Origin of the sequence: Novosphingobium sp. (genome assembly GCF_965229225.1) — a bacterium.
GTDB lineage: Bacteria > Pseudomonadota > Alphaproteobacteria > Sphingomonadales > Sphingomonadaceae > Novosphingobium.
The window spans coordinates 2,105,116-2,119,421 of the sequence record NZ_OZ245867.1 but is presented as its reverse complement, the minus strand read 5'-3'; the positions used below and the strand labels follow the sequence as shown (position 1 = coordinate 2,119,421).

General features: G+C 65.6%; 14 protein-coding genes. 11 read left to right on the top strand and 3 right to left on the bottom strand.

Going from position 1 to position 14,306, the window contains the following annotated elements; translation table 11 throughout:
- The 11 genes from ACO06X_RS09730 (at nucleotide 1) to ACO06X_RS09680 (ending at nucleotide 11,747) form a co-directional block, all read left to right on the top strand.
- Nucleotides 1-882: an aldose 1-epimerase family protein gene (locus ACO06X_RS09730; RefSeq protein WP_421839719.1), complete on the top strand. Its 882-nt coding sequence runs from the start codon at nucleotides 1-3 to the stop codon at nucleotides 880-882.
- A 9-nt stretch (nucleotides 883-891) separates the two neighbouring features.
- Complete coding sequence (locus ACO06X_RS09725) at nucleotides 892-1,284, top strand: hypothetical protein (protein ID WP_421839718.1); 393 nt, start codon at nucleotides 892-894, stop codon at nucleotides 1,282-1,284.
- A gap of 38 nt (nucleotides 1,285-1,322) precedes the next feature.
- Nucleotides 1,323-2,852: a peptide chain release factor 3 gene (locus tag ACO06X_RS09720; protein WP_421839717.1), complete on the top strand. Its 1,530-nt coding sequence runs from the start codon at nucleotides 1,323-1,325 to the stop codon at nucleotides 2,850-2,852.
- A gap of 4 nt (nucleotides 2,853-2,856) precedes the next feature.
- A complete protein-coding gene (locus ACO06X_RS09715) occupies nucleotides 2,857-3,705 on the top strand; it encodes an NAD-dependent epimerase/dehydratase family protein (protein ID WP_421839716.1) in 849 nt (282 codons plus the stop codon).
- Between the two features lie 55 nt (nucleotides 3,706-3,760).
- The gene (locus tag ACO06X_RS09710) at nucleotides 3,761-4,630 is read left to right on the top strand and encodes an alpha/beta fold hydrolase (RefSeq protein WP_421839715.1); all 870 of its coding nucleotides are present in this window, start codon (nucleotides 3,761-3,763) and stop codon (nucleotides 4,628-4,630) included.
- The gene (locus tag ACO06X_RS09705) at nucleotides 4,630-5,187 is read left to right on the top strand and encodes a pyridoxamine 5'-phosphate oxidase family protein (protein ID WP_421839714.1); all 558 of its coding nucleotides are present in this window, start codon (nucleotides 4,630-4,632) and stop codon (nucleotides 5,185-5,187) included. Before ACO06X_RS09710 ends, ACO06X_RS09705 begins: the two co-directional genes overlap by 1 nt.
- A gap of 190 nt (nucleotides 5,188-5,377) precedes the next feature.
- Complete coding sequence (locus ACO06X_RS09700) at nucleotides 5,378-5,716, top strand: P-II family nitrogen regulator (protein ID WP_072384441.1); 339 nt, start codon at nucleotides 5,378-5,380, stop codon at nucleotides 5,714-5,716.
- A 32-nt stretch (nucleotides 5,717-5,748) separates the two neighbouring features.
- Complete coding sequence (locus ACO06X_RS09695; RefSeq protein ID WP_421839713.1) at nucleotides 5,749-7,164, top strand: ammonium transporter; 1,416 nt, start codon at nucleotides 5,749-5,751, stop codon at nucleotides 7,162-7,164.
- A 275-nt stretch (nucleotides 7,165-7,439) separates the two neighbouring features.
- Nucleotides 7,440-9,638, top strand: a complete 2,199-nt coding sequence (locus ACO06X_RS09690; protein ID WP_421839712.1) for a putative bifunctional diguanylate cyclase/phosphodiesterase — start codon at nucleotides 7,440-7,442, stop codon at nucleotides 9,636-9,638.
- A 55-nt stretch (nucleotides 9,639-9,693) separates the two neighbouring features.
- Nucleotides 9,694-10,830 (top strand): histidinol-phosphate transaminase, encoded by a 1,137-nt coding sequence (hisC, locus tag ACO06X_RS09685; RefSeq protein WP_421839711.1) that lies wholly within the window; start codon nucleotides 9,694-9,696, stop codon nucleotides 10,828-10,830.
- A complete protein-coding gene (locus ACO06X_RS09680) occupies nucleotides 10,827-11,747 on the top strand; it encodes a prephenate/arogenate dehydrogenase family protein (RefSeq protein WP_421839710.1) in 921 nt (306 codons plus the stop codon). Before hisC ends, ACO06X_RS09680 begins: the two co-directional genes overlap by 4 nt.
- Here ACO06X_RS09680 and ACO06X_RS09675 read toward each other — a convergent pair.
- From ACO06X_RS09675 to ACO06X_RS09665, 3 genes are read right to left on the bottom strand one after another with little or no spacing between them, the layout of a single operon-like run.
- On the bottom strand, nucleotides 11,744-13,030 hold the full coding sequence (locus tag ACO06X_RS09675; RefSeq protein WP_421839709.1) for an NRAMP family divalent metal transporter: 1,287 nt from the start codon (nucleotides 13,028-13,030) through the stop codon (nucleotides 11,744-11,746). The two genes, ACO06X_RS09680 and ACO06X_RS09675, sit on opposite strands and share 4 nt — an antisense overlap.
- Nucleotides 13,027-13,740: a lysophospholipid acyltransferase family protein gene (locus ACO06X_RS09670; RefSeq protein ID WP_421839708.1), complete on the bottom strand. Its 714-nt coding sequence runs from the start codon at nucleotides 13,738-13,740 to the stop codon at nucleotides 13,027-13,029. Before ACO06X_RS09670 ends, ACO06X_RS09675 begins: the two co-directional genes overlap by 4 nt.
- A gap of 8 nt (nucleotides 13,741-13,748) precedes the next feature.
- The gene (locus ACO06X_RS09665) at nucleotides 13,749-14,306 is read right to left on the bottom strand and encodes a YdcF family protein (protein ID WP_421839707.1); all 558 of its coding nucleotides are present in this window, start codon (nucleotides 14,304-14,306) and stop codon (nucleotides 13,749-13,751) included.

The window sequence follows — 14,306 nt, the reverse complement described above, 5'->3', positions numbered from 1 at the left end:
ATGACCGATCTTGTTGCCATCGCCAGCGAAGGCCTCTCTGCGCGGATCAACCCGTTCGGCGCGGAGCTTTCCTCGCTGACCGATGCTGCGGGCCGCGAATACATGACCGATGCGGACCCGGCCTTCTGGTCGGGCCGCGCGCCGCTGCTGTTCCCGATTGTCGGTGCGCTGGCGGAAGACACACTGCGCCGTGAAGGGCAGGCATTCCGGATGCCCAAACACGGCTTCGCCCGCCGCAGTGCCTTCGCTTTGACCGAGCAGTTGACGGATCGCGCGGTGTTCCGGCTGGAAGACAGTGCCGAGACCCGGGCCGGCTATCCCTTCGCCTTCGCGCTCGAGATGGCCTTCACGCTCTCTGGCATGACGCTTGCGATGATGGCGACGGTCCACAACACCGGCGATGCCCCGCTGCCCTTCAGCTTCGGCTACCACCCGGCCTTCGCCTGGCCGCTTCCCGGCGGTGCCGACAAGGCCGCGCACCGCGTGGTGTTCGAGGCGGACGAGCCGCAGCCTATCCGCCAGCTCGACAAGGCAAGCGGCCTGCTCCGCCCGGATGGCGTGCCCAGCCCGGTGCAGGGCCGCGAACTCCCGCTCGATCCCGAACTCTTCCGTCACGATGCGCTGATCTGGACCGAACTCGCCAGCCGCCGCCTGTCTTATGGCGCCGATGGCGGAACCTGGCTCGACATCGCCTTCCCGGATAGCCCGATGCTCGGCATCTGGCAGGTCCCCGGCGCGCGCTACATCTGCATCGAGCCGTGGCAGGGCCATTCCGATCCGGTGGGCTATGCTGGAGAGTTCGGTGACAAACCCGGTGTGATGGTCCTGCCTCAAGGGGCAAGCTGCAACTTCCGAATGGATGTGACCATCCGTCCTGCCTAATCTTCAGGCATGCCGAGCGCCGTCATTTTCTCCAACCCGGATATCCTGCGTGTTGCCTTCGCGGCGAATATCCTGATCCTTGTCCCGGTCTGCTGGGGCATGATTGCACCAACCGCCGCTGCCACAGTGTTTCAGGGCGCCGTGACGGAAAGCGCCGGCCTGCGCGTGCTGGTGCTCAGCCTATGGTCGGCGATCCTTGCGGCCTCCGTTTGCGGCCTCTTTGCCCCCGCCTTCTTCGCGCCGCTGCTGCTGGTGCAGATCTTCTACAAGACGCTGTGGCTTGCGCTCTTCGTCTGGCCCGCGATCCGTGCCGGGGCGCCGGTGCCGTGGGGCGTCGCCGGAATCTTCGCCGCGATCGTGGTGGTCTGGCCGGTCCTGCTGCTGCTCGCTCTGCGCGGCTGAGGCGTGACACCGCCGCGCCCCTCGGCTAGGCGGCGCACATGAGTTCCAATCGCCGCACCTTTGCCATCATCTCGCACCCTGACGCGGGCAAGACCACGCTGACCGAGAAGCTGCTCCTCCAGGGCGGCGCGATCCATTTGGCCGGTGAGGTCAAGGCGCGCGGGCAGGCGCGGCGCGCCCGGTCCGACTGGATGAAGATCGAGCAGCAGCGCGGCATCTCGGTCACCTCCTCGGTGATGACCTTCCAGAAGGACGGTGTCGTCTTCAATCTGCTCGATACCCCGGGCCACGAGGACTTCTCCGAAGACACCTACCGCACGCTCACTGCCGTCGATTCCGCGATCATGGTGATCGACGCGGCCAAGGGTATCGAGCCGCAGACGCGCAAGTTGTTCGAGGTCTGCCGCCTGCGTTCGGTGCCGATCATCACCTTCGTCAACAAGGTCGACCGCGAAGGCCGCCCGGTGTTCGAAACGCTCGATGAAGTGGCGGATGCGCTGGCGCTCGATGTCTGCCCGATGTCGTGGCCCATTGGCATGGGCGGGATTTTCGAAGGTGTGCTCGATTTTGCGACGGGCACGATCGCCCGCCCCGAAGGCGACAGCCGCGAATTCCTCGGCAAGCGCGATCCGCTCGTCGATGGCGCAATCCCCGCCGAGATCGCCGAGGAAATCGAGCTCGCGCAGGTCGGCTATCCCGAATTCGATCTCACCGCCTACCGCAACGGCGATCTCACGCCAGTCTACTTCGGCTCGGCGCTCAAGAACTTCGGTGTCGCCGAAATGATCGACGCCATCGCCCGCTATGCCCCGCCGCCGCGTCCGCAGCCGTCGGACAGCGGCACGATCGAGACCGATCACCCCGAAGTCACCGGCTTCGTGTTCAAGGTTCAGGCCAACATGGACCCGATGCACCGCGACCGCATTGCGTTCATGCGCATGGTCTCGGGCACCTTCAAGCGCGGCATGAAGCTCACGCCGTCCGGCCTCGGCAAGCCGATCGCGGTCCACTCGCCGATCCTGTTCTTCGCACAGGACCGCGAGATCGCCGATACGGCCGAGGCGGGCGACATCATCGGCATCCCCAACCACGGCACCTTGCGCGTGGGCGACACGCTTTCGGAAAAGAACACCGTCCGCTTCACTGGCCTGCCCAACTTCGCGCCGGAAATCCTGCGCCGCGTGCAGCTGAAGGATCCGACCAAGACCAAGCAGCTTAGAAAGGCGCTCGACGACCTTTCCGAAGAAGGCGTGATTCAGGTGTTCTATCCCGAGATCGGTGCGCAATCGATCGTCGGCGTGGTCGGCCAATTGCAGCTCGATGTGCTGATTTCGCGGTTGGAGGCGGAATACAAGGTCGAGGCCGTGCTCGAACCCTCACCGTTCGAAACCGCGCGCTGGATCAAAGGTAGCGACGCCGCCTTGCGCAACTTTGCCGATTTCAACCTTTCGAATCTCGCCAAGGACCGCGACGGCGATCCCGTGTTTATGGCGCGCTCGGCGTGGGATGTCGGCTATCAGCAGGAACGCAATCCGGAGCTGACCTTCAGCGCCACCAAGGAGCGGTAAATCCATGCGCATCGCGGTCACAGGCAGCAGCGGCAAACTCGGCAAGGTTGCGGTCGCGGCGCTCAGGGCAGCGGGGCACCGTGTTACCGGCTTCGATATCGTCAGTTCGGTCTATGGAGACGACACGGTACGGCTCGATTGCGCGGATTTCGGCGCGGTCATGGGTGCGCTGTCGGGCGTTGACACTGCAGCTCGCCGCTTCGATGCCGTGCTCCACCTTGCTGGCATCCCCAAGCCGGGCGCGACGACCGACGAAGCCGCCTTCCGCATCAATGTGATGGGCACCTACAACGTGTTTTCGGCCGCCGCGCGCCTTGGCATCGGCCGCGTGGTCTGGGCCTCCAGCGAGACGATTCTCGGCCTGCCCTTTGCGGAGCCGCCGCTTTTCGCCCCCATCGACGAGACGCACCCGCTGCTTCCCAACTGGTCCTACGCGCTCGGCAAGCGGGTGGGGGAAACCATGGCCGACGAGTTCACCCGCTGGCATGCCGGCCTTGCCGTGGTCTCGCTGCGCTTTTCCAACGTCTATGTGGCTGAGGATTACGCGCTGCTGCCGCAGATCCAGGCCGACCCGGCAAGCCGCAAGTGGAACCTGTGGAGCTATATTGACGCGCAGGACGCTGCCGAGGCCTGCCGCTGCGCGCTGGAGGCAAAGACAACCGGCCACGAGGCGATGATCATCGCCGCAGCAGACAATCTGATGGGCCGTCCCTCGCGCGATCTGATGGCGGAGCACTTCCCCGCCGTGCCGCTGGCCGATAGCCTTGCGGGCGAGGCTTCGCTGTTGTCCTCCGCCCGCGCGGGCGCGCTGATCGGGTACGTGCCGCGCGTACCGTGGCGCGAGCGCGTCTAGCCTGCGCGCTACAACCGCACTTGCGGCCTGTTCGCACCTGCGGCAGAGACATCTTATGACACTGCTCGGCCCCACCTCGAACACCTTCATCTCGCAGCGCCTGCGCCTTCACTATGTTGATTGGGGCAATGCGGAGAAGCCGCCGCTCCTCCTCATCCACGGAGGGCGCGACCATTGCCGCAGCTGGGACTGGACGGCCGAGGCCCTGCGCGACGATTGGCATGTCATCGCACTCGATCACCGCGGCCATGGCGACAGCGAGTGGGCGTCTGACGGCAACTATCGCACGATGGACATGGTCTACGACGTCGCGCAGCTGGTGCACCAGCTCGGCCTGGCCCCGGTCACCATCGTCTCGCATTCATGGGGCGCCAACGTCGCGCTGCGCTATGCGGGCCTTTTCCCAGAGGACGTGGCCAAGCTCGTCGCGATCGAGGGCATTTTCCCCACGCCCGACTGGGAGCTGCGCATGAAGGATGTGCCCTTCGCCCGCCGCGTGCGTGACTACATCGCCGAAAAGCGCAAGGCCGCCGGCCGCCTGCCGCGCCGCTACGCGACGCTTGAAGACGCCTATGCGCGCATGAAGTCGGAGAACCCCTACCTCACCGACGTGCAGGCCCGCCACCTCACGATCCACGGGATCAACCGCAACGAGGACGGGACTTTTACCTGGAAGTTCGACCCCTACGTCCACATCGATCACCCCTACGACATCTCCACCGAGCGCAAGCACGAGCTGTGGGAGGCGATCACCTGCCCGACTCTGCTGCTTAATGGAGCGGATTCCTGGGCGGGCAATCCGGAGCGCGATGGCCGCATCAAGCACTTCCGCGATGGCAAGGTGATCGAGTTCGAGAACGCCGGGCATTGGCTCCATCACGACCAGTTCGACCGCTTCGTCGCCACCTTGCGCGAGTTTCTCTGATGGCGGACTTCACCGACAGCATCCTGCCCCAGCACGAGGCGATGATGGGCGCGCAAAGCGTGTTCTTCGTGGCGACAGCTGCTGCGGACGCGCGGATCAACCTCTCGCCCAAGGGGTATGACAGCTTCAGGGTGCTCGGGCCCAACCGTGTCGCCTATCTCGACCTCGCCGGCTCGGGCAATGAAACCCACGCGCACCTCGTGGCCGATGGCCGGATCACGATCATGATGTGCAACTTCGGCCAGCCTCCGCTGATCCTGCGCCTCTACGGCACGGGCCGCCCGGTCCTGCCGCAGGATCCGGAGTGGGAAGAACTTGCAGCCCACTTCACCATCCTGTCCGGCACCCGCCAGATTTTCGACATCGCGGTCGACACCGTGCAGACCAGCTGCGGTTGGGGCGTCCCGGTAATGACCCTCGAGGCCGAGCGGCAAACATTGGTCAAGTACCACGCCCAGGCCGACGAGGCGGCATGGATGGCCAAGACCTCGGGCCGCAGAACAAGCATCGACGGCCTCCCGGCCACGCCCACGGACCGCTTTTTCCGCGGGAATTGAGGCACAGCGTCTGCCCATTTTTTGGGCAGGCCCCGGAATCTGCACAAGATTCGAGCGTGCCCACTGCGTAGTTTTCCGCAGCCGCGAAGAGAAACCCCCTGATTCCAGCGTTCCGCGCATTTGGCACGGTGTTTGCGAAGCGTAGGCAGCCGGCGGGTCGCCCGGCGAGAAGGCCGCAAAGGGGGCATGAATGAAATTCATCATCGCCATCATCAAGCCGTTCAAGCTCGACGAAGTGCGCGAGGCGCTCTCCGGGCTGGGCGTTGCCGGGATGACGGTGTCGGAAGTGAAGGGTTTCGGCCGTCAGAAGGGCCAGACCGAGATCTACCGCGGCGCCGAATACACCACCAACATGCTGCCAAAGGTGAAGATCGAAATCGCTGCGAGCGACGATCTGACCCCCCGGATCATCGAGGTGATCCAGCAGACCGCCAGCACCGAGGCGATTGGCGACGGCAAGATCTTCGTTCTCGATCTTGCTTCGGCCACCCGCATCCGCACCGGCGAAACCGGGGATACGGCGCTGTGAAGGCCGCCACTTCTGACATGAGGGGAACTTCGATGATCCGTAAGATGATCGGCGGGGTTGTGGGCGCGAGCGTTGCGCTCGGCGCCGCTTCCACTGCCTTTGCCCAGGCGGCGATGGTCAAGGCGCCCGACGTGGCGGCCCAGGCGACCATGGTGAACAAGGGTGATACCACCTGGATGCTCGTTTCGTCCGTGCTCGTCCTGATGATGAGCATTCCGGGCCTCGCGCTGTTCTACGGCGGTCTCGTTCGCACCAAGAACATGCTTTCGGTTCTCATGCAGGTGTTCATGATCGTTTCGATCGCGGGCCTGCTCTGGGCGACCTACGGTTACAGCCTCGCCTTCACCGGCGGTTCGCCGTTCATCGGCGGCTTCGGCAAGGCGCTCATGGCCGGCGTCACCAGCGGGACCTACTCGGCGACGTTCTCCAACAACGTCTACATTCCCGAACTCAGCTACTTCGTCTTCCAGATGACCTTCGCCATGATCACACCGGCGCTGTTCATCGGTTCCTTTGCTGAGCGCATCAAGTTCACCCCGCTCATGGTATTCGTGGTGGCGTGGTCGACCTTCGTCTACTACCCGATCGCGCACATGGTATGGTACTGGGCCGGTCCGGACTTCCTCGTCGATGCGCCGACCGACTCCGGTCTGCTGTGGGCCATGGGCGCGCTGGACTTTGCGGGCGGCACCGTCGTTCACATCAACGCCGGTATTGCGGGCCTCGTCGGCTGCCTCCTCCTCGGCAAGCGCCTGGGCTATGGCAAGGAAGCCACCCCGCCGCACTCGCTGACCATGACCATGATCGGCGCCTCGCTGCTGTGGGTTGGCTGGTTCGGCTTCAACGCGGGTTCCAACCTTGAATCGAACGGCGTCGCTGCGGTTGCCTTCGTCAACACGATGCTCGCCACCTGCGCTGCTGCGGTCAGCTGGGCGATTGTCGAGCAGGTCGTGCACGGCAAGCCTTCGATGCTGGGTGCTGCTTCGGGTGCCGTCGCTGGTCTCGTCGCGATCACTCCGGCTTCGGGTTACGGCGCGCCGATGACCTCGATCGTCCTCGGCCTCGTCGTTTCGCCGCTGTGCTTCTTCTTCGTCAGCACGGTGAAGAACAAGTTCAAGTACGACGACACGCTCGACGTCTTCGGTGTCCACTGCATCGGCGGCATCACCGGTGCCATCGCCACCGCTATCGTCGCCTCGCCGGCACTCGGCGGCCAGGGCGTCATCGACTACACCCAGTTCCCGGCTGTTGCGGCTCCGACCTACGACATCGCTGCCCAGCTGATCGTCCAGGTCAAGGCGGTGCTCCTGACCCTCGTGTGGTCCGGTGTCGGTACGGCGGCGATCTGGTTCATTCTCGACAAGACCCTGGGCATGCGGATCAGCGAAGAAGGCGAGCGCGAAGGCCTCGACATCGCTGACCATGGTGAGCGTGCCTACAACTACTGATCGGCATTCGCCGATTGGCAACTACTGATTAACCAGCTTGGCGGGGCCAGTGGGCGAGATCCTCTCCCTCTAGCCCGACGGGGCCCCGCCAGACGATGTTCCTCCTGCGAACAGACTAAGGCCGGAAGTGCAATCGCGCTTCCGGCCCTTTTTTTATTTTGCAACAGCGTGTTACCGGGCAAGGCTAGGCGCCGGATCCCCGTTAACCTTCCCACAACGCCCTTAGGGTACATACCTAACGTCTAGTATTCAGCTAGCTAGGGGATGTCTGAGTGGTGCTGCGCAAGGCACGCGAGGTTTTCGGGATCGGGGCAGTCGATGCCTCACCATCCCGCACATCCGAAAGCGAAGCGGCGGCGCTGTGCCACACCTACGAAGATCTCGGCCTCGGCTTCTTCTGGTCCACCGATGCGGAAGGGCGCCTGACCTACCTCTCGCCCGGTGCCCATGCGCTGCTGGTGGGGGATGGAACGGCCACAGGCCAGACCTTCCTCGAACTCTTCCTCAAAAGCGGCAACGAAAGCGAAGGCGAACGAACGCTGCCTTTCGCTTTTGCGCGCAAAGGGCGCTTCGAGAAGATTACCGTGCGCAGCGAGCGCGGCGATAGCGAGACGCTTTGGTGGGCCATTTCTGGCGAACCGATCACCCATCGCGGCGAATTCGCCGGCTTTCGCGGCCACTGCGAGGACATTACCGGCGAGCGGCGCTCGGCCGAGGAAAGCTCGCACATGGCGATGCACGATGCGCTGACCGGCCTGCTTAACCGGCGGCGCATGTCGCAGCTGCTCGAACGCACGCTCACCCAATGCACCCAGCAGCGCAGCCCGTGCGCGATCATGCTGATCGACCTCGATCGCTTCAAGCAGGTCAATGATACCCTGGGCCACGCGGCCGGCGATGCGCTGCTCAAGCAGGTGGCAGCCCGGCTTGTCCGCGTGGTGGGCGACAAGGAGAAGGTCAGCCGCCTTGGCGGTGACGAATTTCAGGTGATCATGCCGGGGGTCGAGGATCGCGGTGTGCTCGGCGATATGGCGACGAGCATCATCACCAGCATCTCGCAGCCCTATACGATCGATGGCAGCCGCTGCCTGATCGGCGCGTCGGTCGGTGTCGCGGTATCCCCGTTCGATGGCGAGGACAGCGACAGCCTGGTGCGCAACGCGGACCTTGCGCTCTATGCCGCAAAGGGCGGCGGGCGCGGCCGGTTCCGGTTCTTCAGCGCGGACCTCCTCAAGGCCGCTGCCGACCGCCGCCTGCTCGAGGAAGACCTCCACGACGCACTGCAGCGGGACGAGCTCGAGATCCACTACCAGCCGGTTGTGAGGGCGGCGGACAACCATGTCGTCGGCGTCGAGGCGCTGGTGCGCTGGAACCACCCCGACCATGGCCCGGTCAGCCCGGCGCGGTTTATCCCGATTGCCGAGGAATCGAACCTCATCAAAGGCATCGGCGAATGGGTCCTGCGCCGCGCCTGCGAGCAAGTTGCGGCCTGGCCGGGCGGCCTGCGCGTGGCCGTCAACGTTTCGCCCGTGCAATTCGCGGATGATGGCTTCCCGGCACTCGTCGCCAGTGCGCTGGCCAATTCCGGCATCGAGCCCGAACGGCTGGAGCTGGAGATCACCGAAAGCGTGTTCCTGCAGGAGGGCGGCGCAACCAACGAACGCTTCAAGGCACTCAAGGGCCTTGGCGTGCGGCTGGCGCTCGATGACTTCGGCACCGGTTATTCCTCGCTCGGCTATCTGAAGACGGCGCCGTTCGACAAGATCAAGATCGATCAGTCCTTCGTGCGCGGCGCGACCGAGGCAGGCTCGCGCAACCGCGCCATCATCGCCGCGATTGTCGCGCTGGCGCAGGCGCTGGAAATGGACACGACGGCAGAGGGCGTCGAGAGCTTCGACCAGTTCGATCTCATGAAAGGCCTCAACGTCACGCTCGTGCAGGGCTACATCTACAGCCACCCGATCCCCAACGATCAGTTCGTCCAGAAGCTCAACGAAGGCGACTGGATCATCGAGCCTTCGGGCCCAGCCTTCCAGCGCCATGATCGGCAGGCGATGTTCCGCCGCATTGGCGCGATCCATGATAACCACTACTACCCGGTCGTTCTGCGCAACCTCTCGGTCTCCGGCGCGCTGATCGAGGGCCTTGTCGATGTGCCGGTCGGTGCCGAATTCGTGATCGATCTCGGCGAAGGCCAGCTGGCGGTTGCGCGCGTCCGCCGCTCGCGAAAGCGCCAGCAAGGGCTTGAGTTCGAGCAGGCGCTGGTGCCCGATGGCAACGGCGGCCTGTGCACGCGCCACCGCGCCTCGCCTTATCAGCTTGCCGCAGCCGGCCTGCCGCAAAGCCCGCGCGGCGAAGGCGGACAGCCGGTCGGCCCACATCTCATCGGCGGGGGTGAGGATGGCAAGGCTTCGATGCCCGCTTTCGCCATGGCAAGCGACTGGAAGGGCGCCAATCTTCGCGTCGATCCGTAATCGCCCGTGTGAGACGGTTCCCTTGGCGCGGCAAGCCCGCTAAGGCGCGCCGGTCATGTCCGAGCCATCTGCCCCTGCTTCCGCCACTCGTCCCGTGCCCAAGCCGTGGATTGCGGCGATCCATCCTTATGTGCCCGGCAAGTCGACCGGCACCGACGGGCAGGTGCTGATCAAGCTTTCGGCCAACGAAAACCCCCTCGGCACCAGCCCCCTCGCGCGGGCTGCCCGCCTTGGCAGCGGTGATGGCGCGGGCGATCCGGCGCGGTATCCCGATCCCGATAGCCATGCGCTGCGCGGTGCGCTCGGCGCGCTTCACGGCATCGATCCGGCGCGGATCGTCATGGGCACCGGTTCTGACGAACTGCTCCACCTGGCTGCGCAGGCCTTTGCCGGGCTTGGCGACGAGGTGCTCTATCAGCGCTATGGTTTCTCGGTCTACGAGATCGCCGCCCGTCGCTGCGGCGCGGCGCCGGTCGAGGCCCTCGATCGGGATTACGCGGCGGACGTCGATGTCCTGCTCGGCTGCGTGACGCCGCGCACACGGGTGGTCTTCCTCGCCAATCCCAACAACCCCACCGGCAGCTACCTGCCTCGCGCCGAACTCGCCCGTCTTCATGCCGCGCTTCCAGCGGATGTACTGCTGGTGGTCGATCAGGCCTATGCCGAATATGTCGCTGCCGATGCCGACGACGGTGCCTTCGCGCTCGCCGCCACTACCGAGAACGTGCTGATCACCCGCACCTTCTCCAAGATCTACGGGCTTGCTGGCGAACGGGTCGGCTGGGCGACCGGGGCGCCGCACCTGATCGACATGCTGGGCCGCATCCGCGGGCCGTTCAACCTCACCGTCACCGCGCAGGCTGCGGCGCTTGCCGCGCTCGGCGATCAGGATTTCGTTGCATCCTCGCGCGAGCATAACCGCACCGAACGGGCGCGCTTCGTCGCCGCGCTTGCGGCCCTCGGCAACCACGGCATGCGTCCGCTGCCGAGCGAGGCGAACTTCGTGCTGATCGAGTTCACCGGCGCGCTGACCGCCGAGGGTGCCTACAAGGGCCTGATGGACCACGGCTTCATCACCCGCTGGCTGCCGGGACAGGGCCTGCCGCAATGCCTGCGCATCACCATCGGCACGGCGGCAGAGATGGACCGCGTCGCCGCTGTGCTGCGCCAGCTCGCCGAAGCCGCACGATGAGCGGGCCTGCGCCTTTCGCGCGGGTCGCTGTCATCGGGCTCGGCCTCCTGGGCGGCTCGGTCACCCGCGCCGTTCATGCGCACTTGCCGGATGCGATCACCACCGGTTTCGATGCCGACCCAGCCGTGCGCGCCCGCGCCCGGGAGATCGGCCTCGCCAATTTCGTGCCCGATACAGTGGCCGAAGCCGTCACCGGAGCCGATCTGGTCGTGCTGTGCGTCCCTGTCGGCGCCATGGGGGCGGCAGGAGCGAGCATCGCGGCGAACCTTGCGCCCGGCGTGATCGTGACGGACGTGGGCTCGAGCAAGGCCAGCGTCGCCAAGGCGCTGGCCGAAGCGCTGCCGGGCGTCTCTGTCATCCCCTCGCACCCCGTTGCCGGTACCGAGCAGAGCGGGCCGGATGCCGGCTTTGCCGCGCTGTTCCGCAATCGCTGGTGCATCGTCACCCCGCCCGCCGGTGCGGATGAGACCGATGTCGCGCGGGTTACCGCATTCTGGGAGGCGCTCGGCGCGCGGGTCGAGACGATGGATGCCGAGCATCATGACCGCGTGCTCGCCGTCACCAGCCATCTGCCGCACCTCATCGCCTATACCATCGTCGGCACCGCTTCAGATCTTGAGGAAGTGACGCAGAGCGAGGTGATCAAGTACTCCGCCGGCGGCTTCCGCGATTTCACCCGCATCGCCGCCTCCGATCCGACGATGTGGCGCGACGTGTTCCTGAGCAACCGCGATGCCGTACTCGAAATGCTCCAGCGCTTCAGCGAAGACCTTACCGAACTGCAGAAGGCGATCCGCAAGGGCGACGGTACCGTGCTGTTCGATACTTTCACCCGCACCCGCGCGATCCGCCGTTCGATCATCGAGATGGGCCAGGATGATGCGCGGCCAGACTTCGGGCGTAGCCACGAGGACTAGCTGACGAGAAACATTCCCGAGACAAGGATCATCACCGCCGTTGCTGCCCAGCCGCCGATCTTGAGCAGTGGCGGCAGGGTCAGCCGGCCCATGACCTTGGGATTGCTGGCTGCCAGCATGGTCATCACCATCAGCGGCGGCGCCAGCAGGCCGTTGATCACCGCGGTCCAGTAGAGCGCCTGCATCGGATCGATGCCGATCAGGTTGAGCGCCATGCCGCCCAGCACCGCCACCACGATCGCGCCATAGAACGCCTTGGCCTCGTGCGGCTTGCGGTCCAGCCCCTCGGTCCAGCCGAAGGTTTCCGAAAGCGCATAGGCCGCCGAACCCGCCAGCACGGGGACTGCCAGCAGGCCGATCCCGATGATCCCTACCGCGAAAAGCAGGAAGCTGAGATCGCCGGCGATCGGGCGCAGCGCGCTGGCGGCCGCATCGGCGGAGGCAACCTCGTTGATGCCGTGTGCGTGGAGCGTCGCCGCCGTCGCAATCACGATGAACAGCGCGGTCACGCTCGTCACGCCCATGCCCACCACGGTGTCGGTCCGCATCCGGGCAAGGCCGGGGCCCGCCGCGCGTGGAAAGACGCCAAGCGGGTGTTTGTGCAGCCGGTGCTGCTCCTCCACTTCCTGCCCCGCCTGCCAGAAGAACAGGTAGGGGCTGATCGTGGTCCCCAGCGTCGCGATCACCGCCATCGTGGTCTGCCGGTCAAAGCTCAGCTGTGGCACGAGCACGCCGCGCAGGACTTCACCGGGTGAGAGCTTCGCGACGAACGGCACGAGGATGTAGGCCAGCAGCGACAGCGCGGACCATTTGAGGATGCGGGTATAGCGCGCATAGCTCACGAAGATCTCGAGCAGCACCGAGATCACGCCGAACAGCACGACATAGAGCATGGTCGGCCCCGGCAGCAGCAGATTGAGCGCGGCTGCCATCGCGCCGAGGTCCGAGCCAAGGTTGATCGTGTTGGCAACCAGCAGGAGCATGACCGAAAACCACAGCACCGGGCGCGGATAGTGCCGCTTCAGATTGTGCGCGATGCCGTGCCCGGTCACCGCCCCGATCCGCGCGCAGATCATCTGCGTTGCGACCAGCAGCGGGTAGCTGAACACCATGATCCAGGCGAGGCTGAAGCCGAACTGCGCGCCGACCTGGCTATAGGTTCCGATCCCGCTCGGATCGTCGTCTGCCGCCCCGGTGATCAGCCCGGGCCCGAGCACCTCGCCCCAGCTGCGCGCATCGGCCTCGGTGTGCTTCTCGTCGAGGCGGGCATCCTCAACGCTCACGGGTTGAGCGCATTGATGGCGGCATGGACGCGCGCTTCGATGTCAGCGCGCGGGAGGCCGGGGGGAATTTCCTCCCCGAAGCGATAGCGGATCGTGCCGGAGCGCTTCCACAGGCGGTGGTAGAGCGGCCCGCTATCGACCGCCACCGGCACGACCGGTAGGCCGAGCATCTTGTAGAGCCCGGCAAAGCCCGCCTGCAGTGCAGGGCGGGTGCCGTGGGGAACGCGCGTGCCTTCGGGAAAGATGATCAGCGGCCGCCCGTCCGCCGTCCAGCGCCGGGCTTCTGCCAGCATGGCCCTGAGCGCACTGGCACCGCGCGCGCGGTCCACCGCGATCAGGCCATAGCGCGTGCCGATTGCGCCCCACAGCGGGATGCGCAGCAACTGCTCCTTCGCGAAGACCACCGGCAAGGGGTACATGTGGGGCAACTCGATCGCTTCGAAGAAGGATTCGTGCTTGATCGCATAGAGAACGCCGGCACGGGGCATGAAACCCTCGGCTTCTACGGTGATGCCCAGCAGCACCCGGACGCAGGTCCGGTGCCAGCCTGACCACACCCGCACCATCTGCTTGTAGCGATCCCCGCCCAGCGGCATCACGGCAAGCGCCGCAACTACCTGCAGCACCGTGCCGCCGTAGAACACGATATAAAAGGCAAGGCTGCGCAGCACATCGGGCAGGCGCGGGCCGGCGGCTTCGTGGCGACTCATGGTCTGCCCTACCACCCCGCAAGCCACGCGAGCATGCGCGCGATCAGCTTGTGGTATTCGATGAACAGCGTCTTCATGGTCGGGCGCGAGGGCACCGCATCGGGCAGGATTTCCACCCCGCGCGGGGCGGCCATGGCAAGATCGAATTGTGCCCGCCGCATGTGCCAGTCGGTGGTGACAAGGCGCACCGAGGTGATGTGCTCTGCCGCGATCCAGCGCGCGGCTTCCAGGGCGTTGGAGCGCGTGTCGACGGATTCGAAGCCGAGCGTCACGCAGCAGGCGAGGAGCTGCGGCGACACCTTATATTCGGCGGCGAACTCGCCCGGCTTCACTTCGCTCGCCACCCCCGCAATCAGCGCCTTGCGGGCCTGCCCGGCGCGCAGCACGTCGATCGCGCGCGGAATGCGCCCGCCTGCGCCGGTCAGTGCGATCACGCCGTCCGTTTTCTGCGAACCCGCCGGGCGCGGAAGGGCGAGGGCGAACCACAGGAAGCCGAGCACCCACGCGAGCAGCACCGCCGCGCCGATGCGGCGAAAGAGGCCGGGTGGCTTGCGCACGCGCGCCAT